This is a genomic window from Arthrobacter sp. NPDC055585, from assembly GCF_053619115.1.
This window is the reverse complement of record NZ_JBSHIT010000004.1, coordinates 132,100-157,764: the sequence shown is the minus strand read 5'-3', so window position 1 is coordinate 157,764 and position 25,665 is coordinate 132,100. Positions and strand designations below refer to the sequence as shown.

Sequence of the window (25,665 nt, the reverse complement as noted above, 5' to 3'; positions counted from 1 at the left end):
GGTGAGGGTCAGGGATCTTGCGGGGCCGGTATCCAAATCAGGCGCGGAGCGTTCCCGTCTGCAGGGCGAAGGCCAAGATCCTGGCTGGAAGCGAAGACCGGGACCGGTTCGGAGGTCATGGCTGCCGTGCGGGAGAAATCGAGCGGCGGGCCAGCCAGGCCTTCGCCGGCTCCGAAGGACATGCCTGCGAGGGCTGCTGCGACCTTTTTCGGGTCTCCGCTTTCCGCGAAGGCTGCAGCCCGCACCAGAGCAATCACCGCGTCGTGGCTTGAGGAATCCGCGGCCCAGGCATCAGCAGTGAAGGTGCCGTCAGCGGTGAGGTTTCTGACGTCAGGGTCTCCGGCAGCCAGCCGGACAGCTGAGAGGAATGCAGACATGCCGCGTCCCGGAGCGTCCTGCATCAGTGCAGCGCTGTCCCCTCCCGGTGCTGCCACACTGATCAGCTGGCCGGAAACGGTCCCGTCCAGTTCGGCCAGCGCTGCCGCGAAGTGCGGGGAAGCGGCTTCCTCCGGCAGCATGAGAGGCACAGAAACGTCACGGGACTGCAGAGCATGCACCAGCCGGGCAAGCCGCTGCGGTGAAGCCGCTGAAACGATCACCGCGTCCGCCGCTTCGGCAACCCTGGAGGCTTCAGTTCCCCGGGCCCCGTCCCCGGCGGCGGGGCGCAGCTGGTCTCCAGTCAGGATTGCGGCCTCCTGAGCCAGAGCCATGACGTCGTCGAAGGACTCGAGGGTGAGCTCCTGCGAAATGCGTTCCAGTGGTGGCGGGCTGCCACCATCACTCACCAGCAGGATCCGGTTACGCCCGTCCAGTGCGCTTTCGACGGCGGAACCGATGGAGGCTGCCGTCGGCTTGGTGGTCCAGGTGGACGGTGCCGGGTCAGCCGGTTCGGCATAGGGCAGAATAACCGGCAGGCCCAGCTCCTCCGCTGCCTTGGCAGCGGCCTGAGCCTGCATTCCCGTGCTTGCCACCACCAGGCCCGAGACGCCCTGTTCCGCCAGTGCCCGGACGGCCTCGCGTGCACCCTCCCGGGTTCCGCCGTCGTTTTGGGCCCGCAGCGAGACGGAGGTACCGCCCTGGCTGAACCGCTGGGCGGCAACAACCGCACCCTGCGCGGCCCGGTTGTACTCGGAGCCGGGTTCACCGGACTGGCCGTATGTCAGGACGACGCCGACTGTGAAGTCCCCAGGCAGGTTCTGCGCGGTCAGGGCAAGGGGGACGGTCGCCGCGACCGGATCAGGACGGGGTGCTTCTGCGGGACGGTTCAGCGTCACGGCGAGGGCAACCGCACCGGCGACAACCACGGCGAGGACGGCGAGAATCCCCGTCACCCACCGAGCACGGTAGCTCATTCGCCGCCTCCGATCGTTAGTGTGTACAGCGTCTGGGATGCAGCACCGCCGGGCACCTGCAGCTGGAAGGCAGGGAGCTCGTCCACCGCCGTGAGCGAAGCTTTGAACTGCGCCTGCCGCAGCAGCAGCCCCGCTACGTCCCGGGACCGGATATTGCTGTATCCCTCCGCGTTCTGCGCTGCCAAAGCCAGCTGGTAATCGGCGGTGTCTGCCTTGGCCGCGCTGGTGGCCATTGAGCCCAGCAGCCCCGATCCGTTCACGGACCGGTCACCCAGATCGAGCATCACCTTGTTGAGGCTGGAGGACAGAAGGGCACCGGCACCTTCCACGTCGCGGGTTGAACCTGACGTCCCGGCAGCGATGTTCGCCAGGGAGGACCGTGTGCTCTCGTCCAGGCTGGCTGACAGGGCCCCGCTTCGGCCGAGGAGTTCCTTCCGCTGCTTATCCACCGTGCCCCGGGCATCGTCGAGCACGGAGTCTGAAGTGGATTCAAGGCCTGCGATCGAACGGTTGAAGGCGGCCACTACTGTCTCGGAACCTGACGCACCGATTTCAGCTACCTCGCGCACCTGGCCCTGCAGCGCCTCCTCTACGGCCGCAGCGGTCTCATCGGTGACGTCTTCCAAAGAAGTCCTGATGTTTTCTCCCAGCTCATCCTGCTGCTCCTTGAGAGCGGTAAGGGTGGTTCCGGCAGCCGCGGATGAGCTGATGGCTTCCGCAAGTTTTTCCGCCAGCTCCCCCAGTGCGCCCCGGGTGCCGCTGATGTTCCCCGTGGCGGTGCTGTCGAGGGTGTCGACAGCTTCGTCCACGGCATCCAGTTTGGAGTCGATATCTGTGACCGCAGCGTCCAGAGCGGCGAAGGCACCGGCAATTGCCTCGTCGGGCGCGGTGGTGTCCACCGAGGAAAGGACCGAATCCCAGGCGGCCGTTTGGGCCTCCAGACGGGCTTCCAGGGGTTCCTGGAACCCGGGGGGTGCGCCGAGTACCGGGTCCTGAGGATCACAGGGGGCATCCGTCAGGAAGGACCGGAGCTGTTCCACGTCGGCAGCGGAGAGCTCCCCGGCCAGGGGGATGGCTCCGCCGCTCAGTTCGCAGAGTTCCTCAGCCAGTGCCTGCGTCTGTGCGGTCATCGAACGGTTCCAGAGCGGGCCGCCGGTCAGCTCGTCCCGTGAGTCCTGGGCGACGTCCTGGATGTCCAGCAGCTTTTGCCGGAGACCATCCACGCTGCTCTGCGCCGCCGCTGCGGCGCTGCGGGTTCCTTCGACGGATGTCCTGGCTGACGCGATGGCCTCATTGAGGCCCGTCAACGCTGCCGTGTAGTCAACGCCGGGTTCCATGCCCGCAAGCAGGCTCTGCAGATCAGCCTGAGCCTCCTCCAGCCTGGCAGCGGAAGAAGCATGATCCGTGATCGCGTTCCCGAACAGCTCTGGCTGAAGTCCAGCCACGAGTTCGTCGCCCTCCTGAACCAGGGACAGCAGGGCTCCGGTGACCGTTACGGCGGAACCGTAGAGGAAACAGGTCATGGACCCCTGTTCCTGACACTGCTCCGGGGACGGGTTCTCAGGACCCATCGTTTCCGTGATCGCATCCGCTACGGTGTCCCGGCACTCCGCACTGACCGTGGCGTAGGCATCCAGCTGGGACGCCATGGTGAGAATGCTGGAGTAAACCGTCGAAGCCTGTTCCGGCTTCGCAACTTCCGCTTCGCAGCCGGCGCCGTCTACCGCCGGCCGCGGCGGAGCAGATGAGGTATCTCCCAGCATGGAGTCAACGGCGGAGACTGTCTGCTGCAGCTGGGACAAGGTCGTGGACTGAGTGGACTTCGTGGCAGATTCCAAGTCACCGCCAAGCACCTGCAGCTGGTCCTTCAGACCGGACATGGTCGATGCAAGGGCCTGGGAGTTATCCCGGAGTTCCCCTGCGGTCCTGACACCCAGGGTCTGGGAGGTCTCCTGCAGATTGCGCCGGACCTCGGTAATCGTGGATCCGGCCTGCAGCAGCACAGTGTTGACCTCGGAGACCAGGGTGATGGTTCGGCGCTGCAGATCCATTTCCGAGTCCGGGCCGGAGGTGAACGCGCCTGCCAGTACGCCGTCGGCGCTCAGATCGGTGGCGAGGCCAGGCTGTACTGCTACGTCGATGGAGGGAATCTGGAAGTCCTCAACATCTGCGACGAGCCTCAGCGTGGTGCTCGCCCCGGACTGCGGCGGAGCCAGCACGCTGGCCCACTGAACAACGGCGGCACCGTCTTCGGTGCTGCTCAGAACTCCGTTGGTTCCCGTGGTCCCGTCCGCAGAGCCGGGCGTGATGTCCTTCGCCTGAACGCCGTTGAGCTTCGCCGATGCGGCTACCGTGAGCGGCGCGCCGACGAGGGCGGTTTCAGAGCGGGCCTGACCGGCGGCGTCGTATTCCACAACCCGGGGCTTGACCGTGAGATTCTCCAGAGTCAGATTGATCTCAACCGGCCCGGTGTGGCCCCGCAGCTCGGCGAGGTCTGATCCGGATGCCTCTCCGGCCCGGTACTGCAGGCTCACCCGTACGGGGAGATCGCCCACTACCTGGGCCGCGTCATAGTCAGTTTCCTCGGCGGAAGATTCACCCGTCGCGGACACGGAAATGGTGGTTCCCGAGACGGTCTCGATCCCGGCCGCCGGGGACAGGCCGACCCTAACGTTCTGCAGGATCTTGACGGGATCGGCGACGGGCTCCGGCTCGGGTGCCGGTGTGCAGGAAGTGGCAGCGACCAGTCCAAAAACAATGAGAGAAGCGCCGATCAATTGCCGTGCAGGCAGCACTCGTCCTGTGGTCAGTTTTCCGGCTCTGTTAAAGATTGGCATGATCGTCCCCCCGCGTCCGCAGCCGTAAGCATGATGATCATAGGGCGTGTTCGTGTGAATGACTAATCGGTCCGCGGTGGGGATTTACCGAGGTTTGGAGTGCCGTTTTTCCGCACTGTTGGAATTAGTCAGCAATCTTGGTATCGTGCCTTCGTCCGGTCGCCGGAGGGTTTCCATCCGGTGGAGAAGCGCTTTTCTTAGGGGGAATTCTAATGTCACGTGTGTTGTCAACCGAGCAGGCAAAGTCTGCCATTGGCCAGGTTCAGTCGATCATCAACGGCGGTTTCACGGATCAGATTGCGGCGCTGGACGCCCAGGGAAAGATCCTCTCCGATCCGAATGTGTGGGACGGTCCTCTCGCAGCCCAGTTCCGCGGCTCCACCTGGCCTGAGACCAAGGCAGCTCTCGACAAGGCGAGGGAAGAGCTCGAGCAGCTGCGCGGGCAGCTGCAGCAGATCTCGCAGAACATTTTCTCTGCCGGAGGCGGCGCATAAGCGCGCATTCCGGAGTGTAAGGGCCGGGCTGCTTCGCCGATCAACGGGCATGAGCCGCCCGGCCGCTTGCATGGAACACTAATCCCGGCGTGCCTGGGATGCTCAGGCTTTTTTCCAATCGGGTCCGCGGGCGCGGACGTTATTGCCGTCTGCGCGCCTCCGTACAGAATTTGCCGAGGCAGAACTGCGGCGTGGACATTCTTCTTTGGCTTTTATTCAGTGGGGGGCGCTGATCGTGACCGAGTTCGTTGAAATGCCGTTATTGCCGGCTTCGGACGCATCGCATGGAGGGCGGTTCAGTTACGCCGTGGCCGGGGCGGTGAAATCAGGCTTCGAACGGGCAGCGGAACGCTTAGACGGTCAGTCCGGGTCACGTTATGCCGCGGTAGCTGCGGCAAAAGAGGACTTCAAAGGGCATTTCTCCGAGGTGTTCCAGGCGAACGCGACAACGGCGGCCAGTGATGCCCGCGCCCTCGCTGACGCTCTGCGTACCGTGGCAGGCTACGTGGGGCAGATGATCGATGCCGGACGCGATGAAGACGCGAGGCGCCGGGAGAACAACGAGTGGGTCCGGGAGCATAACGACCGCAACTGGCTGGAGCAGGGCTGGGACTGGCTGACAGGCGAAGACGCCCGGCCGAACATGGATCCGGGTCCCGCCCCCGTTTTCGCCCCGGCAACCGCTGCCACCGGAGCTCGGCGCACCCCGCCTCCCGGCGGCGGGTACGGCGGGGGAACATCCTCCGCCCGGCCGGCTAACCTTCGGAGCTTCTCGGTCACCTCCCGCAGCCTGGACCAGGAACTGGCCTCTGCACCGGGAACCCTTGAAGGGCACCTGTCCTCCTTCGCGTCCAGCTGCTACTGGGGACGGATCGAAGCCGCCGGGGTAATCCGCGCCTACCGTGAGTACCTGGAAGCCAACGAGAACGATGCCCGCTGGGCCGGCACCATTGCAGATGCGTTCGCCGCGGCCGGAGGGGAAGGCAACGTCTCGACGCTCTCCGATGCGGCCCTGAACGAAGCGCTGGCTGCTGCCGGAGTCAGCGCCACCCGTTCGGGCCTCGTCATCGATCCGCCCACTGCGGCCGGCGCCATGCCCAGCACGGGATACGCCAATGACCCGGTGAACACGGCCACCGGCAACTTCATTGAGCCCGAATCCGATTTGGGCTTCGCCGGCGCTGCATCCAACCTGGCCTTGACGCGCATGTACAACTCACTGGCATCCGGTCTTGAAACACCCGGGGTCTTTGGACCGGGCTGGGCATCCGTCCTGGACCAGCAGCTGCTGCTTTCCGACGACGGCTGCCGGTGGGTACTGGCCGACGGCCGTGCCATCGATTTCCCGCGCGACGGGGACGGCTGGGCCCGGGGCGTGGGCGAAAACTTCTGGCTCACCCGGGAACCTGTTTCCGCTCCTTTCCTGGCGGAACTGACATCCCTCCCCGCCGGCAGCAGCGACGTACTGGTGGTCCGGGACAACCAGGGTTCCTGGTGGGCCTACAGCCTGGCCGGCCGATGGCTTGGAAGCGGAGCGGGGCCCGGCCGCACCATTTCGGTCATCCGCAGCACCGAAAACCAGCAGGACGGGGATGCCGTGCCCCCGGTCATCCGCTTGGCGCACGTACGGGGCCGCTTCCTCGACGTGGACTATGCCGACGGGTACGTGGCCGTCATTCGGGCCTCGGACGGCCGCCGGGTTGAATACGGGTACGACGCCGGCCGGCTGACCTCCGTGACGACGGAGACCGGGACCCGGACCTACCGGTGGAACGAGCAGGGGCTGATCGACGCCGTTCATTCCGCTGCCGGTGTCCTGGAGGCTGAAAACACGTACGACGAACAGGGCAGGGTCATCCTGCAGCTCACCCAGCACGGACGCCGGACCCGGTTCGCGTACCTCCCGGGCCGGGTCACCGTGGTTTCGGACGAGGATGGCACCCGCTCCAACTCCTGGATCGCCGATAACAAGGGCCGGCTGGTCGGGGTCCTGGACTCCCATGACCAGCGCCAGTCCATGGCCTACGACGCCCACGGAAACCTGGTCTCTTTCACCGAACGTGACGGCTCGGTGACGGTCCACGCCTATGACGCGCGCGGCCGCCGGACCCGGACAGTGACCCCGGAGGGCGCCGACCTAAGCTATGGCTGGGACGAGCAGGACCGCATCACCACCCTGGTCACGGAGTCCGGCTCGGTTGTCAGCTACGAGTACGCCGATGATCTCAGCCGGGACCCGTCGGCAATCCTGGATCCGCTGGGCGGGCGCACCGAACTGACCTGGCAGGACGGCCTGCTGACCCGGGTCACCGACCCGGTCGGGGTGAGCGTCACCTTCGAGTACAACGAATACGGCGAGCTGGCGGCCACCCGCAATGCGGCGGGGGACACGGCCCGGATTGTCCGCGATGCCGCGGGAAGGCCGGTGGCTGCCGTCAGTCCTTCCGGCGCGCAGACCCGGTTCAGCTACAACGCAGCCGGTCTGCTCGTCCGCCGTGAGGACCCGGACGGTGCTGCCTGGACCTTCGAGCACGACGCCGCGGGCCGGGTTACCTCAGTCACCGCACCGGACGGCGGGCGGACCCGGCTGGACTACGCCGCCAACGGCGAACTGGTCCGCACTACCGACCCGCTGGGCCGCACGGTGGAGCGGGTGTTCGATGAGCTCGGCAACGTCACCGCGGCACTCCTGCCCGACGGCGCACGCTGGGGCTTCACCCATGACAGCCTGTCTCGGCTGACCGGGATCACGGATCCGGCCGGCCATGACTGGATCCGGGAGTACGACAAGGTGGGTGCGCTGAGCGCCGTCGTGGATCCCACCGGGGTGCGGATCGACGCGTCAACGGACCGGAAAACCGGGACCGCAACGATCCGGGATGCGTTCTCCGCAGCCACCTATCGTTTCGATGAGTACGGGCGGCCGGTACGGGCAGAGACCGAGGACGGTACGGCGGAACTCGTCACGTACGACTCGGCCGGGAATCCGCTGGAACTGCTCGACGGCGAGGGCGGACTGACGGTCCTCGGCCGGGACGCGGCCGCGAAGATCGTCTCGGTCACGTCCCCGTCCGGCGCGGTGACCCGGTACGAGTACGACGACTGCGGCCGGCCCTGGAAAACCACGGACCCTTTGGGTGCGGTGACGGAACTGGTGTACGACGTCGACCAGCAGGTGGTGGCCCGGACCCTGCCGACCGGAGACACCGAGACCTTCGGCTACGACGCGTGCGGGCGGCTGGTGCTGCGCCGCAGCCCCGGGACCGGGGTGGCCCGCTACGGGTACGACAAGGCCGGGCGGCTGATATTCTCCCAGGACTCCTGGTACGGGACCCGCCGGTTCAAGTACAACCTGGCCGGGGAACTGGTCGAGACGGTTAACGGTGTGGGCGGCCGGACCCGGTTCGAGTACGACTCCCGGGGCCGGCTGGTCCGGATCACCGACCCGACCGGCGGGGTCACCGTCCGCACGTATACGGAGACGGATCAGGTTGCTTCGGTCACGGACCCGCTGGGCCGGGTCACCACCGCGACCTACGATCCGGCCGGGCGGCAGCTTTCCCAGACCGATGCGGAGGGGAACACGACTGCCTGGGGCTATGACGCTGCCGGGCGGGAGAAGAGCACCTCCTGGAACGGGAAACTGCAGGCGACGGTGGACCGCGACGCCATGGCCCGCAGGGTGGTCATTACCGACCACACCGGGGAGGACGGGCTGGTCGTGGAGCACGAGCTCGGGTTCAACCGGCGCGGCCAACTGACCTCCCGCACCCGCGGCGGGCAGGGGTTGTCCTGGTCCTATGACGCGGACGGGCACCGGACCGCGTTCACCGACACCACCGGAACCACCACCACATATCGGCATGATGCTGCCGGCCGGGTGACGACGGTGCACAACGCCAGGCTGGGCGACGCGCGGTTCACCCACGATGGTGCGGGGCGATTGACCGCGGTATCGGCCGGAGAGCTGGTGCAGGAATGGGCCTACCGGAACGGGTTCCTGGCCGAACACACCTGGGTTAACGGGTCGGACCCGGAGGCGGGGGCGGATGTCACGCTGATCGGCCGGGACGAGGAGGGCCGGATCACGGGCCTGACCCGAGCCGGTACAGTCACCCGGTACGGGTATGACGGCGCGGGGCAGCTGATCGCTGCGGCGACCACCCCGTTGGGAGAATCCGGTGCCGCGTCCTCGGCCCGGACACAGGTCTCGGAGTGGCAGTACGACGACGGCGGCCGGCTGGTGCGGGAGTTCACCCCGGCCGGGCCCCGGTCGTTTGCCTATGATGCTGCCGGGCAGCTCGTGTCCGTGACCGAACCGGACGGGTCCCAGACGGAGTATGTCTATGACGGGCTGGGACGCCGGTCCCGGCTGATCGGCCCGGACGGGTCCTGGACCGAATACGCCTGGGGCGAGACCGGGTATCTGCGCGGAACCACGGACCGCACCCCTGACGGGCAGAAGGTTGCCGGGCATGAACTCTGGGTGGATGCCCTGGGCGAACTCGCCTCGGTGGACGGGTGCCCGGTCTGGTGGGACACCGCGAACCCCGTCCCCTCTCTGGCGGGTATCAGTGACCAGCAGGTGCTGAACCTGCCCGGCGGCGTCACCGGTTTCGGGGAATCATGGCTGGCGCCCGGGTGGCGTGCCGCCCGGCCCACCGACGCCACCGACCCCTGGGCGGTCCTCGGTGTGTCGGTGGTTCCGGACCCCGGTGCGGTGCCCGGGATGGGTGCGCCGGGTGCGTTGTCCGGACTGTCCGGGCCGGCAGGGACGCTGCCGTCCGGGGTAAGCCTGACCGGTGGCGGCGGCCTGGAAATCGCAGGCCTGGAATGGCTCGGCGCCCGCGCCTACGACCCCAGGGCCCGTGGTTTCCTCTCCACCGATCCGCTGGCCCCTGTGCTCGGCGCCGGATGGGACGGCAATCCCTACTCCTACGCCGGCAACAACCCACTCAACGCCACGGATCCCACCGGCCTGCGACCGCTGACCGATGAGGAACTGAAGGCCTACGACGGTTCCAGTAAGGGCTTCCTGGCCAATGCGGCAGCCGCTGCCGGGGAATGGTGGGACAACAACTGGGAGTACGTGGTTGCCGGTGCCGCTGTCGTTGCCGGCGTTGCACTGATGGCTACGGGTATTGGTGGGCCGGTGGGTGTGGCCCTGATTGGTGCCGCCTCCGGGGCATTGATTAGTGGTGGCGTTTCGATCGCTTCGCAGAAGCACTTCAACGGGGAGGTGGATTGGGGTCAGGTTGGCGTTGACACGATGATCGGTGCCGCGGCGGGGCTGGCCGGTGGGGGCGTAGCCGGGGTCATGTCCAAGGCCGCGCCGTCCATGGCTCAGGCCGGTACAGGGGCGACGCAGTCGGCTCTGCGTTTCGCGTTCAGCAGTACGGGACGTGCGGCGACTGCCGCGGGTACATCGGGTGCCACCGCGAACTTGGGGAACTATCAATTCAATTACGACGGTGAAAAAACCGTTGCCGGTTACGTAGGTTCTGCAGCGACCGGGTTCGGAACCGGTTTTGGATTCGGAGTTGCCGGTAGCAGCATTTCCAATGCCGTGACGTCTGGATTGAAGATCACGCCGGTGTACCCCGCGGGTGCGGGCGCGCACGCCATGGCCCCGAATGTAGCGCGGTGGACCACTGGCGTCGACCTTGTAACGAACCATTTTGCTGGGGGTGTCGAAGGCGCAGTCAATGAGCTCATACGTCCTGGAGGCAGGCAGGGGGATAATGGCGGACGAGACGCTGTATCGACGTCCTTCTGGCTGGGATTCCTCAACGGCGCAGACGGACCGACAGTTGGGGTGCACCGGGCACCGTAAGTTCGAACAGTAGGCGAGATTGATCGCTGGAGAAATGAGACAGGAATGCCATCAGAAAACTCGCCGGACGCAGAAAACCCGACGTCTTCGAAGGTTTGGAGGGGCCGCTTGACGGCCATTAGTCTGCTGGCCGGACTCCTGATACTGGGATTGGTGCTAGGTTTCGGGCCAACGGTAACTAGAAAATACGATGAAAAGCATCGTGTGTCGATCGAGTGCATGGTGACCGGCGCGGAGGCGGATAAAGGGTCTGCCAGCGGCCGGGGCTCTGCTTCGTGGTCGCAGGTGGTTATCCGTACTTCGGATTGTGGAACGCTTTTGCTGACTTCGGGGGTGAACTCCTCAAACCGCGAGGAGGTGGCGGCAGAACTTGCGGAGGGCGGAAAGTTCCGTATCGAAGTCGGGGCGTTCGAGCAAGCCACGTCTTGGGTCAACAATCTACTCGGTCTCTCGCCGAGGGCTTGGTCATTCGAGAAAATCGACTGAACTGCCGGCAGTAAACGTAAGGTGGGGGCCTTACCAGGCTCAGGCCACAGGCGGGGGAGAGACTATGACTACCGGCGCACGGACCTATAATCCCGGTATGGCAACTCCGCGTCTGAACGGCGCCACCCAGCATCCCCTCTTCCTCACCGGAGCCGCACAGTGAGCGGCGGACTCGTCGCCCTGCTGGACGACGTCGCTGCCCTGGCCCGCATCGCGGCCGCCTCGGTGGATGACATCGCAGCAGGTGCCGCGAAAGCGGGAGCCAAGGCTGCCGGCGTCGTCATTGATGACGCCGCGGTGACACCGCAGTACGTCTCCGGCGCGGACCCCTCCCGCGAACTGCCGATGATCAAGAAAATCTTCTGGGGCTCGCTGCGCAACAAGCTGCTCATCATCCTGCCGGCACTGCTGCTGGTCAGCGCCTTCATCCCCTGGATCATTCCGTTCATCCTGATGCTCGGCGGCACCTACCTCTGCTACGAAGGCGCGGAAAAGGTGTGGCACAAGTTCTTCGGCCATCACGAGGCGAAGAAGGAACCCGCCGTCGAACGGGGACCCGAGGCCGAGTCCAAGGTGGTCAAGGGGGCCATCACCACCGACTTCATCCTCTCCTGCGAGATCATGGTCATCGCCATGAACGAGGTGGGCGACGCCTCCATCTGGGTCCGCGCCGTGATCCTGGTGGTCGTGGCAATCGCGATCACGGTGCTCGTCTACGGCGCCGTCGGGCTGATCGTGAAGATGGACGACATCGGCCTGCACCTGGCCTCCAAGGACTCCGCGGCCTCCAAGCGCGTTGGAGGACTGCTGGTGAAGGGCATGCCGTCCGTGCTGGCTGCCATCACCTTCGTGGGAACCATCGCCATGCTCTGGGTAGGCGGCCACATCATGCTGGTCGGCGCATCGGATCTTGGCTGGCATGCCCCGTACGACCTCGTGCACGTGCTGGAGCACCCCTTCACCGGGATAGCGGTCGTGGGCGGTTTCCTCGGCTGGCTCGTGAACACCCTATGCTCTGCGGTTGCCGGGCTGGCCTGGGGCCTGGTGGTCATGGGAATCCTGTTCCTGGTGAAGAAGGTCCTGCCGTTTGGGAAGAAGGGCGCTGAGCCCGGCGATACCCGCGCCGCCGTCGCCGGCCACCGGCCGAAGAAAACGGACGACGACGCCGGCTAGTCCTGCCGGCTGGCCGAGCCGGTCTCCGGGCGGGCACCCGTGCCCTCCGGGCGGGACGACCCGCGGTTCCGCACCCGGACAGCCAGCAGCGCGCAGCCAATCACGGCGGCGCCCCCGAAAACCGTGGGCAGACTGATGGCCTCATGCAGCAGGAGCGCTGCCCAGCAAATGCTCATCACGGGCTGGGTGAGCTGGACCTGGCTCACCTGCGGCATTGGACCGATGGACAGGCCGCGGTACCAGGCAATGAAGCCAAGGAACATGCTGACAACGGACAGGTAGGCAAAGGCCCCCCACTGGGCTGCGGTTCCAGTGGGAGGCTGCTGCGCTACGGCCAGTGCGGTCAGCAGAATCATCAGCGGCGAGGCGAGCACCAGCGCCCAGGAGATGGTCTGCCAGGACCCCAGGCTCCGGGACAGGATGCCTCCCTCGGCATATCCAACGGCGCAGACAATAACAGCGGCGAAGAGCAGCAGATCGGACCAGTGCAGGGAGCCGAAACCGCCGCCCTGCAGCATGGCAAAGCCGAGCGCAGCAACACCTCCGGCGCCCGCCGCTATCCAGAACGTCCGGGCCGGCCGCTCGCCGGTCCGGAGGACGGCCATCACGGCCGTGGCGGCCGGCAGCGCGGCAATGACGACGGCGCCGTGGCTCGCGGGAATTGTCGCCAGGGCAAACGAGGTGAGAAGCGGGAAACCGGCGACCGCACCACCCGCGACCACTGCCACCTGTATCCACTGCCTCCCGCGGGGGATCCGCTGGCGGGTCAGGAAGAGGGCTGCGCCGGCCAGGAGCGCCGCTGCTACTGCCCGTCCGGATCCAACAAACAGGGCGGACAGCTGCCCGTCAGCTACGGCGATGCGGGTGAAGGGCACCGTGAAGGAAAAGGCGGTGACACCTAGCAAACCCCACAGGAGCCCGGAGGGATTCTTCGATAACGGTTTCGCGGAAATAAGAGTAGCGGTATCGTCTAGTTTCATGTCCAACAGTAGCAGTGACCGCATCGTCTTGGCAGTGCGGAAGTGGATTGCGACGGCGCCTGCCGGGGCCCGGCTCCCCTCCACCCGCAGTCTCGTCAGCCAGTTCGAAGCGAGCCCGGTCACGGTGCAGAAAGCGCTGCGCACGCTCATTGGCGAGGGAGTGATCGAGGCGCGGCCCGGCGTCGGCACGTTTGTCCGCGCGGTCCGGCCCGCCCGTCCCGGTGATTACAGCTGGCAGACGGCCGCGCTGGGTCCTGTCCAGCACGGCATGGCACTGCCCTCGTCGGCGCTGCGGGCGGCGTCGAACGATGTCATTGCCCTGCACTCCGGCTACCCGGACAAGGAGCTGCTGCCGGACCGCCTGGTGCGGGCGGCGTTCACCCGGGCCGGGAGAAGCGACGCTGCGCTCAGCCGCCCGCCGGCAGCCGGTGTGCCGGCGCTGCAGTCGTGGTTCGCCGCGGAACTCGCAGCGGTCACTCCACCTGGCATCACTGCTCCAAATGCCAGCGATGTGGTTCTTCTGCCCGGCAGTCAGAACGGGCTCAGCACGCTCTTCCGCACACTGGTTGGCGCGGGCAAACCACTGCTCATCGAGTCGCCGACGTACTGGGGAGCCATTGTCGCCGCCGCGCAGGTCGGCGTTCAGCTTGTGCCGGTGCCGAGCGGCCCGGCCGGCCCCAATCCAGCGGACCTCGAAAGGGCCTTTGAGCAGACCGGCGCACGGGCGTTTTATGCCCAGCCAAACTTTGCCAACCCGCACGGCGCCCAGTGGTTGCCTGGCCCGGGCGAATCTGTCCTTGGCATTGTCCGGAACCACGGCGCCTTTCTGATCGAGGACGACTGGGCGCATGATTTTGGAATCACCGCAATGTCGCTGCCGCTGGCAGCCCGCGATGACAGCGGACACGTGGTGTACATTCGGTCGCTGACCAAAAGCGTTTCTCCGGCGGTGCGGGTGGCGGGCCTCATCGCCCGCGGCCCGGCCCTGGAGCGTATTCGGACGGACAGCCAGGCCCAGGCCATGTACGTCAGCGGAGTCCTGCAGTCCGTGGCGCTCGACGTCGTCACCGACCCCGGCTGGAAAACCCATCTCCGCAACTTGCGCCAGCAACTGACCGCACGGCGGGACCTGCTCGCGGAGTCGCTGCGCGAGTACGTCCCGGAAGCGCATCTCGAAGCGCTTCCCCGCGGCGGGCTGAACCTGTGGTTGCAGCTGCCGGCGGAAACAAACCTGTCGGCACTGGCGCGCGAATGCGAGGCAAGGGGAGTGGTGATCGCCGCTGGCGACGACTGGTTCCCCGCGGAACCGGCGGGCCGCTTCCTTCGCCTTAACTACTCCGGGCCTGCTCCCGGGCGGTTTCCCGAAGCTGCGCGGATTATCGGTGAGGCGCTTGATAAGAGTCTGGCCTAGGGCCGGCGGGGAGCCGCGGGAAAACAAAAAGGCCCGGGTTCCCATCGGGAATCCGGACCTTCTCAGTTGGCGGTGACGGTGGGATTTGAACCCATTGCTGACGTTCGGAAGGGGCAGGGTGGCTCACCAGTAAGCCCGTAAAATAGGCTGACTTGGTCGTTGCGCTCACAAGTCCAAACAGGTAGTCACAGGTGCTCCTGCACCAAAATGCACCACGAAGGGTGCTGCACGGTCCGAGGCCAGCTTACTAAGTTGGTCTCCGCGCAACCTGCGCCTGGTTGTTATGCGCTATCTTCGTGGGAGCGACTGCGCAGAGCTGCTGCTTCGACTGAACGGCAATCTACGAGAGCAACGACCGGGAAGACATTCCCACTGCTTCTTTTACCGTTTGGCTCATTAATCGGGATGACGAGCGTGACGCGCGAAGCTGACAAGCGCATGTACCCTTTCAATGTGACCTATCCAGCAGTGCAGTCAGATAACAATGACCACCCCAAAGAATTTAAGCTATGGCTGATTTTTGTGCTTGGCTTGACATTCTCATTATTCCTCGTCGGTGGCTGCCTATGGGTACTGCTTGCCTATGAACATCAAACTTGGCGCTTTTGGAGATCAGAGGAGCGTCTCACCCAAGACGATTTATTTGCACTCATCCGCAACGCTGTAACCACTGCTGCGGCCCTCGGTGTGGGGATCACGTTGTTCTTCTCCTATAGGAAGCAAAAAACAGCCGAGAGGACATTCAAGCTGGGTGTGCAAGCCCAGACAAATGCATCAAATGCTCTCGTTCTAGCCACCCAACAATATGAGTTAGATAAGGATCGAAGGGCTGATCAGAACATAAAGGACCTGCGAGAAAGGTTTAGCCGCGCTGCAGAACAACTTGGGGCAGACAGCTTTGCTCTAGTCGTCGCCGGCGTTCACTCATTAGAAACTCTTGCCGACGAGTGGCACCAGTTGCAGAGGGGCAATGATCGGCAAATCTGCATCAACCTTCTATGCTCCTATGTATCTACCTCTGGCGAAAACGCCGTTCGCTATTCGACGCGGCAACTGGTTGTGGAAACCATATTGACGCACCTTTCCGCTGAAACTCCTCCAGAGCGGTATTGGGATGCCGTTATTCCACTCCGCTCTGCAACCCCTCCTCAGGTCAGTAATGTGTACATCAAAGATGCGACACTCGACATTTCCGGCATGACGCCTACAGACCACCTCGAGGGGATTCTTCATCGTATAACCCTCGAATCTGGATCACTGGTTATGCATGAAGCCAATCTTGATCGGGAATCGGTGATGGTGAACGAGTCCAGGTTTATGGGAGGGGTAATGAGTGTCTCTCTGGAGGATGATCCCTACCAAGGAGTCAACTACCAGGGGGCTGTAACCTTCCAGAATTGTACCTTTACAGGTACCCGTCTCGTATTCCCTGGAGGAACAAATAGGTCAATTAAGCTCCGTTTTGTTGATTGTCTGTTTAAATCGCCAATTCTGCTGGATTCCTCCAATTTGATGCCTGGTGCACTTGATTTCCGAGGCTGCACCTTCGATGCAGACATATTCGGAAGTCGGCTAACAAAGGGCAGTTCCATTGTGCTCCACGGCGACGATAACCGTGGACCGTTTGTGCCACAAGATCGCCCAGGGCGCCCGGTGACCTTACAGCCCGAGGTCAAGTTAGGGGATTGACCGTAAACGCAGCACCTTGGCCCCGCCCGGTGCCGTGGGAAGTTGTTTCGTGCATATGGCGGATGCTTTCAACTCTCCGATCGTTGGCCGTGAGCAGGGGGCTGTCACCTCAGTAAGAGCGCGTTCCTGCTGTTGGGTCGTGCCCACCCCAGCTATCGGAGGGAGCAGTCCAGCGTCAAGGCGTACCGGATATATCGGGCCGTGCCGATAGCATCGACCTATGGAGAAGCGCTATCAGGTCTTTATCAGTTCCACGTTTGTCGACCTCGTCGACGAACGGCGAGAGGTTATGCAGGCTCTGCTTGAAATGGATTGTCTCCCTGCCGGAATGGAGCTTTTTCCTGCCGGCGACACAGACCAATGGACGTTGATTAAGGGTGTCATCGAGCAGAGTGACTACTATCTGGTAATCCTCGGGGGACGCTATGGATCGATGTCCGAAGAAGGAATCAGCTACACCGAGATGGAGTACGACTTCGCCATAGAGTGCGGAATCCCAGTGATGGGATTCGTGCCGGCAGACGCAGACGCGATCCCCGTCGGTAAAACGGACAGGAACCCGGCTGCCACGAAGAAGCTCGACGAGTTCCGTGAGAAGGTCCAACTCAAGATGACGAAGGACTGGAAGAACGCAGAGGACCTCGGATCGAAGGTCACTCGTGGCTTACTCCACCTCATCAAGAACAATCCTCGTCCGGGATGGGTCCGTGGCGACCTAGCGATGACTCCAGAGACGCGCGCCGAGATTGCGGAGCTCGAAGCGAAGATCGCCAAATTCGAGAAAAATGAAATCGAGACGAGGTCGGCTGTTGCTGTGCAGCTCGATGACAGTTTCGCTCACGGCGCGGAAAAGGTGCAGCTATCGCTGACCCACAAGGGCATGTACGGCTATGCCGCAATCGAAGAGCAGGGAGACCTGACATACACGTGGGAAGAAGTCATAGCGACTCTCGGTCCGTTCATGATTGAGGAAGCCCCTGAGCCCTCTCTCCGCAATACCTTCAACAAGCACATGCTGAGCGAAATTCAGAACGCCCCGACGGGCGACTGGACATCTGAATGGTCAAGACAGTCGGCAGAGATCTCTGACAAGTCCTGGGGGACGATCATTGTGCAGTTGCGGGCGCTTCGCCTGATTACAACCGGCACCAAGAAGCGCACCGTCAGTGACAAGGCGGTTTATTGGAAGCTCACGCAGGCCGGAGACGACTACCTCGTCGCGCTCCGGGCCGTGCCCAGCCAGACGTTTTCCGCAGCGCCAGCTTGACGTCCCTTCGCTGTCCGACGGCTAGCCAGTGGGTGCTGTCGGGATACGTCACCGGCCAACTCGTAGCTGTTCCTGGCGGTGCCGTTGAAGAGCGTCTACGACGTAGTCAAGGTCATCGGGGAACAGGGCAGCGTAGGTATCCAGAGTGACCTTGGCCGACTTGTGGCCAAGCATCCTTTGCACCACTTTCACGTTGGCGCCGGCGCTGATCGCTAGAGATGCAGCCGTATGCCGGAGGTCATGCGGCGTGATCCGGCGGAAGGTGTCGTCAGCTGCCTGAGCGCGCTTCACCGCCCCGGCGAACCAACCGGAAGCCGTATTGCCTGGCCGAAGGAACCCGCCCACCTCGGAGTTCCAAAGACGGTCTTCTTGGCCCTTCCCATTGCATGTAGCCAATACTGCGGCATTAAGGAATTCTGGGTAGGCCACCGTGCGTTTTTCGTGGCTTTTGACGCTCCCGAGAACAGTCTTGCCATTGACCTCGGCGACAGCTTCGCGGAAATTCACCCGGCGAGTTTTGGTGTCTACGTTTCTCACTCGCAAGGCCGTGGCTTCCCCCCAGCGCAGACCTGTGTAAGCAAGGAACCGAACCAGATCAGGGTGCCGTGATGTGAGGGCCAGAGCCTCGACCTGGGCGTGTGACAAAAACACCTCATCAGGGATTGGTTTCTTCTTGATCGTGAGATCCCGTGCCGGATTCTTTGTGATTCTGTTGTCCTCTACGGCATGGTCAAGGATGCCGGCCAGGAGGTCGCGAACGCGGGCAACGGTCGTGTGAGAGCGTTTCTCTCCTAATTCGTTCAGCCATGCCTGTACGTCGCGCCTGGTGATCGCCCCGATGGCGTACTTGCCCCACCGCGGCTGGACATGTACCCGCCAGGCGCTTTCCACGGAGTGGTAACTCGCTGGGGTGATCTTCGGCTTGTGTTGTTCGAGCCACTGGACTCCGAGCTCCGAGACGGTGGCTTTGGCATCGGAGCGGTTGACATAGGATCCTTTGAGTTTTGAGACCTCCACGGTCGCTAGATGAGCCTCGGCATCGCGTTTCAGCTTGAACCCTCGGTCGTGCCCCCGGGTGCCATCGGGTTTTGTGTACCAGACCTCGTACAGCCTGCCCCGGGTCTTGGTCTGGTACGCCTTGACGGTGCCCATTGTGCTCGTTTCCGCTCGAAAGGATTGATCTTGTGGGTGTGACATTCAGTGAGCAGTTGTGAGGCTACCGTGTTATTCTCGTCTCAGAAAAACGCAAGAGGTTGGCGTCAGCCGGGTTCACCACCTGGTTTCCACCTCGATCAAGGCGGCCGGAGTGGTGACTGATCCGGCCACAGCATTGGGTGCACTACCGCTCGATGTTGAAATTTCGTCCATGTCGTGAGGAACTACCGCCTTCACGAACGGGAGTAGAGCGGTCGCTCCTTCCGCAAGGACTTCTCTGATGTCGTCACCTTCCGTTGTCATCACCACACCCCTGCTCGACTCCCTTATCCATCCGGACACTCTGGCTGAGCGCTTGGGTACCAAGCGCCGCACGGTGGATGAGTGGCGCATCACCGGAAAGGGCCCCGCCTTCATCAGGGTCGGGCGCAGTGTCCGCTATGCGCCGGAGTCCGTGGATGCCTGGCTTCTGAGCCAGCAGCGCACCAGTACCTCGGAAGAACGGTGATCCGATGAGTGCCCAGTGCCGTGATGAATCTGCTCCAGCCGACCCCGCCCGCCCGGAAGGGTCTAGCTTGGCCGCTATCCCTCAGTCGGTGAGCCTGCTACCCGAAGCCGTTGACGAAACCGAGTCAAATGGACATACGGACGCACCCGCTGCCGTAGACGCCTTGGTCTCCACGGGATCACAGGGATCTAACGCGCGCGACTCCTTGGGTTCGCGCGCGTCCGAAACGGAAACGGACGCAAACGCGCAGCAACTATTCGATCTGTCGGAGCTGCCGATCCCGGGCGCCGATGAGAGTGACAGCGTTCCTCCGTACGTGGTCACTTCGACGCCTGAGGATGTTGCCGCCGTACGCCAGTTCTTCGCCGATGCTAAGGCTGCCGAGACCTCCAAACAGAAGAAGCGTGCGCGGACGCGTTCGCGGGTGTTCTCTGTGATGCAGTACCACGAGCATCCGCAGACCGGCGCGGTGATCTTTACACAGGAGCAGTTGAACGACGGCCTTGCTTCCCTGGGTGGCTGCCTCTATCGATGGGCCTATATCTGGCATGACAGCGACCGCCTGGTGGAGGTGGATGAGGGCACCATGGAGATGGCCTGTGTAGGCATCAAAGGTCTGCATGTACATCTTGTGCTGTGGGTCAAAGACGCAGGCGATTCTCGACCCACGGTGCGCACCGTCTCCGACGCCTTCACGATCCCTTCCCCGCGGGTGCGGGTGCCGAACGAGGTTGCCGCGCAGGAAGGGATTGCGGATCACAAGGGTCGTAACGCTGCTGAAAAGGCGTTCTTCGACCTCTGCGAGTATCTGGTCCACGAAACTCGCACGAGCTCCGGTCTGGTGGGCATGCATCACCCGGATCGGCATTACCTCGTGGACGAATCGCAGGCGGGCAATCCCGGTAAGTACCAATATGGCAGGGGCCGCGTAACTTCCAACTTTGACTTCGGCTCAGCACTCGACGGTCACATGGCCACTCGCCACAACGTCGCGGAAGGCGGCGGCGGAGCGAAGATCAGCAAGCTGTTTCAGGCTGTGGGTCAAGGGTCCCTGACCCTGAAACAGGTCCGCGACCAGGAGCCGGCCATCTACTTCGCCAAGGGCAACTTGGCCCACTTTCAGAAACTTCGAGGGGATTTCCTCGCGCATCAAGACGCGCCTGGGGCGGTCATGAACTTTTACGTGTTCGGAGAAGGCGGAACTGGTAAGGACCTGCTGGCTAAGGCACTCGCTCGGTCGCTCGCCCCTGACGCCGAACGACCTTATTTCAAGGTCGGTGGCGACAACGTCAGCTGGGAGGGCTATGACGGGGAGCCGGTGGTGATCTGGGAAGACATGCGTGTCGGCGACATGATTCGCACCGCCAAGAGCCGTGGCATGCTCTTCCGCATCCTTGGCCCGTGGCGGGAGCCCGACGAAAAGCCAGTCGTCAACATCAAGAACGCGCACACCCAGCTGCTCAACCGGGTGAACATCGTTACGGGGCCGGAGGGCTACGACGTCTTCCTCCGTGGCCTGGCTGGCGAGTACGAGTCGATGCAGGGCGGCGTGAGGGTCAAGCATCAGGCTGAGAATCTGGGGCAGGGATACCGGCGTTTCCCGTTGGTCATACCGGTGGGGGAGCGAGAGTTCGGAATCTACGTCAACTTGGGAGTCCTGAACGGCACTCGGGAGTATCAGTCGTACGAGAAGTACGAGCGCATGCGCCAGGATCTGGAACTGCTTGCCCGCCGGTGTAAAGCAATTAAGGACGGGGCTGAGCGGCTACGGGTACGCCACCACATTGAGGCCCAGACGGTCGCCCCGATCCTGGAACACCACGACCGCATCGCGCAGCCGGTCCTCGAGGAGGCCAGCGCCGATGACATCCTCGCCGAGTTCGCCGACGTCGGCCAGTCGATCCAACCGATCGCTGACGTCGCCGTCGCGAAGACGGGCGCCGGGCACGACGCCGAGATCGTTGCAGAGCAGCAACGCGTGGAGGGCGAACGTCGGCAGGCCGAACTGAGGCGGGCAGAAGAGATGCAGCGCCTCCGCGAGATGTGCACGTGTGAGGGCTTCCCACCCTCCGCCTGGCTGCACGGAGCTGACTGTCCGGTGCTGCCTGACGAGGAACGCCTGAAGCGGGTTCGAAAGCGGCAGGAGGAGCTGGACGCGAAGGTCGCTGGGATCCGTGCGAACGGCGGCTTGCTCACCGGGGGAGGTGCAGCATGAACGTCTACGACGGACAGCACCTGCCGATCCCTCAGGGCTCCGGTGGAGCGCTGGCTGATCTGTTGGTCGAGGCGCGCAGCGCCGAGGATGCCCCGCGCAGCGGCCCCCGGAGGGCACCGGGAACCTTGGAGCGCAGCGTAAAGGTGTATGGGGCAACACTTCCGTTACTGAAGGGCGGTGCAGAGGCTCCGTTTATGGGTGCAGGGTCCCATAAGCGGAGAAGCAACGGACTTCAGAAACGGAAGCCCCGCGGGAGCGCCGCCGGAGGCACCACCGGAGCATCGCGGAGGTGGTTGCGGTGAGTTGGACGGTCACTTACGACGCTTCCCCGGAGGCAAAGGTCAAGCGCACCGGTTCGCATGCGGTCAACCGTGATCGCCACCTTGGACGGGCTCCGGACTTGGCGGCCGGGTTCGATTTCGGGCATCGGAATCCCAACATCGACTTGGCCCGGTCGGGGATGAATAAGTCTTTCGTCAACGACGGCAATGGCGGTTTCCGCGAGCCGGTGGTGACGAAGGATCCGAAGGGTAAGGACCGACCTCCCAGCGCTGAATTCGCCGATTACCGAGACACTAGGGTGGCTCAGGTGAAGAAGTCGCTGCGCAAGGATGCAGTAATCATGCGCGGCGTCATGCTCCAGCTTGATCCGAAGTGGTTCGATGCGCACTGCCCCGACTGGCGCACCGATGGGCTCAACGACGAGGCACACCGATTTGTTCAGACCCAGCTCGACTGGGCTTGCCAGGAGTTCGGGCAGCAGAACATCGTCGGTGGATCCCTCGACCTGGACGAAACCAGCCCGCACCTGCAGTTGTCAGTCGTGCCGGTCACCGAAGATTGCAGGCTCTCACAAAAGGATTTCTTCCGAGGGCCGGGGCACTTCAAGAAGCAGCGCAAAGAGCTGTGCGACGCCCTCGAAGCAGCGGGGTATGACCCCCAGCGCTCGGTCAGCGACAGGTCGACCGAACGGACCTCCAGCGCCGAGTATGCCCGTACAGCGGACAAGACAAGAGCCACCCTCGCTGTGGCCCAGCGGGATAGTCGGAAGCTTTGGGAGGAACGACAGCAGCTGCGGGCGGAGAAGGCCAAGCTGGATGTTGAGGCCCGGGCCATCAAAGACGACAGGCATCAACTTGATGCACAGCTACAGGACTTGCCCCGTCTGAGGCGCAGAGCAATAGACGACGGGTTAGAAGCTGCTCGAACAGCTGCACGCCAGGAAACCGCAGAGGCTAGAGAGGCGGCCCGGGCGGCGGAGCGCCGTGCTGCGGAGGCCGAACGGCGCCATAGCGCCGCCGTCCGAGACCTGTTGGCCCTACGTGCGCAAATCCAACAGCAACTCGTCACCACACCGGGACCGCCGACCTACGAAGAGATGCGGCAGGACATCCTCGGAGCACAACCACAGTTGCTCGCGAAGTTCCTTAGGGGAATGAAACTTAAGGACGGCTCCACGCTGGAGGACAAGTTCGAGGAGTTCCAGCGTCGGTCGTTCGCGGCGTATCAGCGCCGCGGCAGCGACGCCCTCGGCCGCTATAACGGCCCCAGCTACGAGCAGTGGAAGGGCCGGGGTCTGGAGATGCAGAGGAAGATCGACGCAGCGAGCTTTTCCAACCAAGTTGCCGACATGAACGGTCCGCCCGAAAGTCCCAGCAAATGACACTCCCACCAGGAAGGCGACGGGAGACGAGTTTTGTGATTTTCCTCGCCTATAGAAATTCTCGTTTATGAGGAGATTCCATCCAAGGGAGCCGGTGATTCGCAGAAGGGGAGAATTCTGAAGCTGTAAACCAACCGATACTTGTTTCGTGCAAGAAAACTCGAAAAGAAAGCTGGGTCGGCCTTCGAAAGGGCCCCGGCACCCGTTCACCGTCAAGCTCGACCCGGAGCGCAGTGCGAAGCTGAAGGAGATTCTGGGAACCCTGGACGTCGCCGGCACAGATTACCTCGGATCGATTATCGAGGCACACGTGGACGCCGTTGACGTCCAGGAGTTGGTCAGCCAGTGGCCAGAGGGAGAGTCGGCCGCGGAGAACAGCGGCGCCTCATTCTCGCGCCTCGGTATCCGAGGGAAACTTGCTCAGGAAGAGGTACTGCGTCGGGCTCAGGCCCTGTCGTGGAAGATCAATCTGCTGCTGGATGCCAGAGTGGACCCGTCAGGGCAGCGGTACAAGTTTTCTGTGATCTGCGCCGGCGTTCAAAAGTTCGGCATCCACCTGTCCCGAACTCGGTGGTCGCGGCTCAAAGAGGGCCAGGCCCAAGTCGTCTCAGACGATTGCCTGCGTGCAATCGCCAACGTATTTGGTGTCGACCCCGAATACCTTCTCCATGAGAACGCGGAGCTTCCCCCGGAAGTGAAAGAGGTGCTGCCGCAGCTTCGGCTCCAAAGACTCTTAGGGGTGCGGGAATTCGCTGTGAAAGCGCTGGGGCTCGTAGACCCTGACCTGCTCCAAGAGATGACCACGGTGCTTGATCAGGCCATACAAGAAGAACCAGTCCGCTACGGGGCTCACGAAGGGTCGTTCCGATGGGTAGCTGTCTCCCGGACGGACTGCAGGGCCGACATGAGGCGGCGGGCGTTCGCAGGGGAGCTCAGGAGGTAGCTTGTCTCCACCAATGCGTCGTACTCAGCCTTTGAGATCAAGACAGCTGATTCGCGCTTAGCGACGATCTCGATCTCGGTGCAGTCGAGGTTTACTCGCTCTATGAGCCGGGCAAGGTGACGGCGAGCCTCACTTACGGTTACGGCCACCAGAGGTCTCCTTTCGGTCCTCAATCAGCATCATGCACTGGATCCGCACTGGAGATGACGCGAGTGATGTGCATGAGCCCATTCTTGTCCCGCCGCATATCGACACCGACTACATTCTCGGTCGCAATCTTCCTGCATAAGCCGATGACCGCTTCCAAGGAGAAGAAGTAGAGGTGTTTGTGCCGCTCATGTTCGGATGCTACGAACGCCCCATTGAAGTAGCGCAGCCCCTCTAATATCGTGCCGTCTTCCTGTTCGACCGGTTCGATAATGTCCTCAAAGCTATGCATCATGATGTAGCTATGGACGAGTTGATTACAAAAGTGTCCGAGTGATATCTGCGTCCGTACTGGTGTATTCAAATCGTAAAGCTTATCGATTTCTTCTCTGTTGTACACGTCAGGAACAGCTCCCGCACGGGGGTACCGGAGGACGGCTATTGGGGTAGCAACCAGGCTGTCGGACAGCTTGCGGGCCTCGTTGAGACGGCGGATCGCATAACCAGCCAACATCAGGTCCTTCTCTGTTCGAAAAGTGCTGCGATCGGACCAACTCTCCTGGCGTGATTTTCGTTCGAGCCGACCTGCGATGCGGCCAAGTTCAACGCGCCATGGAATCGAGTCTGAAATCACCCCGTCAGAGTAGCCTGAACAGCCGCTCTTAGCGCAGACGGCACCGTCCGGAGGCAGTTTGAGGCAACAACGGGCATCACCCCAGCGTGTCGACGAACATAGGTAACGTGCACCAAATATGCACCACGAAGACTCGTAGAATGCAGAAAACCCCCGGTTTCCCGGGGGTTTTCAATGGCGGTGACGGTGGGATTTGAACCCACGTTGGCTTTTACACCAAACAACATTTCGAGTGTTGCACCTTCGGCCGCTCGGACACGTCACCAACGGAACAACCTTACCGGGTGTTGGGCTCCAGCCCCAAAACGCCCCGGACCCGGAACTTCCGGGGTCCGGGGCGTACGCGCAGGCTAGAGGTCCACGACGTCGTTCTTGCCGACATTCGGGGTATCGCCCGTCACGGCACTCTTGCCGATCTTGAACAGGGTGGCGATCTTGGGCTCGTCCGACACCCAGTACTCCGCCGTCTCACTGTTGACTTTGATCAGGGCGATCGACGGATCTTCCCGGCCCTCCTCGAACCATGCCGACGCGGAGGCATTCCAGAGCTCCTGGATCTTCTCCTGGTCGTGGCTGATCTCAGCGAGTCCGCTGACAGAGAGGTAACCCTCCTTGTCCTCCACCGCCACGTTCACATGCGGATTGGCGCGGATTTCGTCAGCCTTGGGGGAGGGGTCCTGGGTGAAGAACCACAGATTGCCTTCCGAATCGGTCTCCTGCAGTGCCAGCGGCCGGCTCACCAGGTTGCCCTGCAGGTCCACGGTGGTCAGGTTGCCGATTTTCGCGTGTTCCAGAATCTTGACTACGCGGTCTACGCCTTCTTGGTGCTCTGAAGTCATGCCTGCTCCTAGCTGTGGGTTCGCTGGGTGGGTTCCACG

General features: G+C 63.1%; 18 protein-coding genes and 1 tRNA gene. 11 read left to right on the top strand and 8 right to left on the bottom strand.

Annotated elements, in window-relative coordinates; all coding sequences use genetic code 11:
- Positions 1-8: 8 nt before the first annotated feature.
- Together ACWGQ2_RS08815 and ACWGQ2_RS08810 are read right to left on the bottom strand one after the other, a co-directional pair.
- Complete coding sequence (locus ACWGQ2_RS08815; RefSeq protein ID WP_452016349.1) at positions 9-1,352, bottom strand: hypothetical protein; 1,344 nt, start codon at positions 1,350-1,352, stop codon at positions 9-11.
- Entirely contained in the window at positions 1,349-4,189 is a 2,841-nt protein-coding gene (locus ACWGQ2_RS08810; protein WP_452016347.1) for a hypothetical protein, read from the bottom strand. The genes ACWGQ2_RS08815 and ACWGQ2_RS08810 overlap by 4 nt, the downstream gene beginning before the upstream one ends.
- A gap of 212 nt (positions 4,190-4,401) precedes the next feature.
- On the opposite strand from ACWGQ2_RS08810, the gene ACWGQ2_RS08805 reads away from it, so the two are divergent.
- From ACWGQ2_RS08805 to ACWGQ2_RS08790, 4 genes are all read left to right on the top strand, one after another.
- Positions 4,402-4,683, top strand: a complete 282-nt coding sequence (locus ACWGQ2_RS08805) for a pyrophosphorylase (RefSeq protein WP_452016345.1) — start codon at positions 4,402-4,404, stop codon at positions 4,681-4,683.
- A 307-nt stretch (positions 4,684-4,990) separates the two neighbouring features.
- On the top strand, positions 4,991-10,516 hold the full coding sequence (locus ACWGQ2_RS08800) for a DUF6531 domain-containing protein (RefSeq protein ID WP_452016343.1): 5,526 nt from the start codon (positions 4,991-4,993) through the stop codon (positions 10,514-10,516).
- Between the two features lie 108 nt (positions 10,517-10,624).
- Positions 10,625-11,002 (top strand): hypothetical protein, encoded by a 378-nt coding sequence (locus ACWGQ2_RS08795; RefSeq protein WP_452016341.1) that lies wholly within the window; start codon positions 10,625-10,627, stop codon positions 11,000-11,002.
- Between the two features lie 159 nt (positions 11,003-11,161).
- Positions 11,162-12,175 carry a DUF808 domain-containing protein gene (locus ACWGQ2_RS08790; protein ID WP_452016339.1) on the top strand — a complete coding sequence of 338 codons (1,014 nt, stop codon included), beginning with the start codon at positions 11,162-11,164 and terminating at the stop codon, positions 12,173-12,175.
- Here the strand turns inward: ACWGQ2_RS08790 and ACWGQ2_RS08785 are convergent.
- A complete protein-coding gene (locus tag ACWGQ2_RS08785) occupies positions 12,172-13,155 on the bottom strand; it encodes a DMT family transporter (protein WP_452016337.1) in 984 nt (327 codons plus the stop codon). The genes ACWGQ2_RS08790 and ACWGQ2_RS08785 overlap by 4 nt on opposite strands.
- Between ACWGQ2_RS08785 and ACWGQ2_RS08780 the strand changes: the two genes are divergently transcribed.
- From ACWGQ2_RS08780 to ACWGQ2_RS08770, 3 genes are all read left to right on the top strand, one after another.
- On the top strand, positions 13,154-14,566 hold the full coding sequence (locus ACWGQ2_RS08780; RefSeq protein ID WP_452016335.1) for an aminotransferase-like domain-containing protein: 1,413 nt from the start codon (positions 13,154-13,156) through the stop codon (positions 14,564-14,566). The genes ACWGQ2_RS08785 and ACWGQ2_RS08780 overlap by 2 nt on opposite strands.
- 453 nt (positions 14,567-15,019) lie before the next feature.
- The gene (locus ACWGQ2_RS08775) at positions 15,020-16,255 is read left to right on the top strand and encodes a hypothetical protein (protein ID WP_452016333.1); all 1,236 of its coding nucleotides are present in this window, start codon (positions 15,020-15,022) and stop codon (positions 16,253-16,255) included.
- Positions 16,256-16,475: 220 nt separating this feature from the next.
- Positions 16,476-17,522: a DUF4062 domain-containing protein gene (locus ACWGQ2_RS08770; protein ID WP_452016331.1), complete on the top strand. Its 1,047-nt coding sequence runs from the start codon at positions 16,476-16,478 to the stop codon at positions 17,520-17,522.
- Positions 17,523-17,570: 48 nt separating this feature from the next.
- Here ACWGQ2_RS08770 and ACWGQ2_RS08765 read toward each other — a convergent pair whose 3' ends face one another.
- The gene (locus ACWGQ2_RS08765) at positions 17,571-18,674 is read right to left on the bottom strand and encodes a tyrosine-type recombinase/integrase (RefSeq protein WP_452016329.1); all 1,104 of its coding nucleotides are present in this window, start codon (positions 18,672-18,674) and stop codon (positions 17,571-17,573) included.
- Positions 18,675-18,957: 283 nt separating this feature from the next.
- On the opposite strand from ACWGQ2_RS08765, the gene ACWGQ2_RS08760 reads away from it, so the two are divergent.
- From ACWGQ2_RS08760 to ACWGQ2_RS08745, 4 genes are all read left to right on the top strand, one after another.
- A complete protein-coding gene (locus ACWGQ2_RS08760) occupies positions 18,958-19,185 on the top strand; it encodes a helix-turn-helix transcriptional regulator (protein ID WP_452016327.1) in 228 nt (75 codons plus the stop codon).
- Between the two features lie 205 nt (positions 19,186-19,390).
- A complete protein-coding gene (locus ACWGQ2_RS08755) occupies positions 19,391-21,400 on the top strand; it encodes an RNA helicase (protein WP_452016325.1) in 2,010 nt (669 codons plus the stop codon).
- A 298-nt stretch (positions 21,401-21,698) separates the two neighbouring features.
- Positions 21,699-23,063: a plasmid recombination protein gene (locus ACWGQ2_RS08750; protein WP_452016323.1), complete on the top strand. Its 1,365-nt coding sequence runs from the start codon at positions 21,699-21,701 to the stop codon at positions 23,061-23,063.
- Between the two features lie 148 nt (positions 23,064-23,211).
- Positions 23,212-24,006: a hypothetical protein gene (locus ACWGQ2_RS08745; RefSeq protein WP_452016697.1), complete on the top strand. Its 795-nt coding sequence runs from the start codon at positions 23,212-23,214 to the stop codon at positions 24,004-24,006.
- Here ACWGQ2_RS08745 and ACWGQ2_RS08740 read toward each other — a convergent pair.
- The 4 genes from ACWGQ2_RS08740 to ACWGQ2_RS08725 form a co-directional block, all read right to left on the bottom strand.
- Complete coding sequence (locus tag ACWGQ2_RS08740) at positions 23,913-24,155, bottom strand: type II toxin-antitoxin system Phd/YefM family antitoxin (protein WP_452016321.1); 243 nt, start codon at positions 24,153-24,155, stop codon at positions 23,913-23,915. The two genes, ACWGQ2_RS08745 and ACWGQ2_RS08740, sit on opposite strands and share 94 nt — an antisense overlap.
- A 20-nt stretch (positions 24,156-24,175) precedes the next feature.
- Positions 24,176-24,787 (bottom strand): hypothetical protein, encoded by a 612-nt coding sequence (locus ACWGQ2_RS08735; RefSeq protein ID WP_452016319.1) that lies wholly within the window; start codon positions 24,785-24,787, stop codon positions 24,176-24,178.
- Between the two features lie 175 nt (positions 24,788-24,962).
- Positions 24,963-25,052: transfer RNA gene (locus ACWGQ2_RS08730), tRNA-Ser, on the bottom strand.
- Positions 25,053-25,137: 85 nt separating this feature from the next.
- Complete coding sequence (locus ACWGQ2_RS08725) at positions 25,138-25,626, bottom strand: pyridoxamine 5'-phosphate oxidase family protein (protein WP_452016317.1); 489 nt, start codon at positions 25,624-25,626, stop codon at positions 25,138-25,140.
- Positions 25,627-25,665 lie beyond the last annotated feature (39 nt).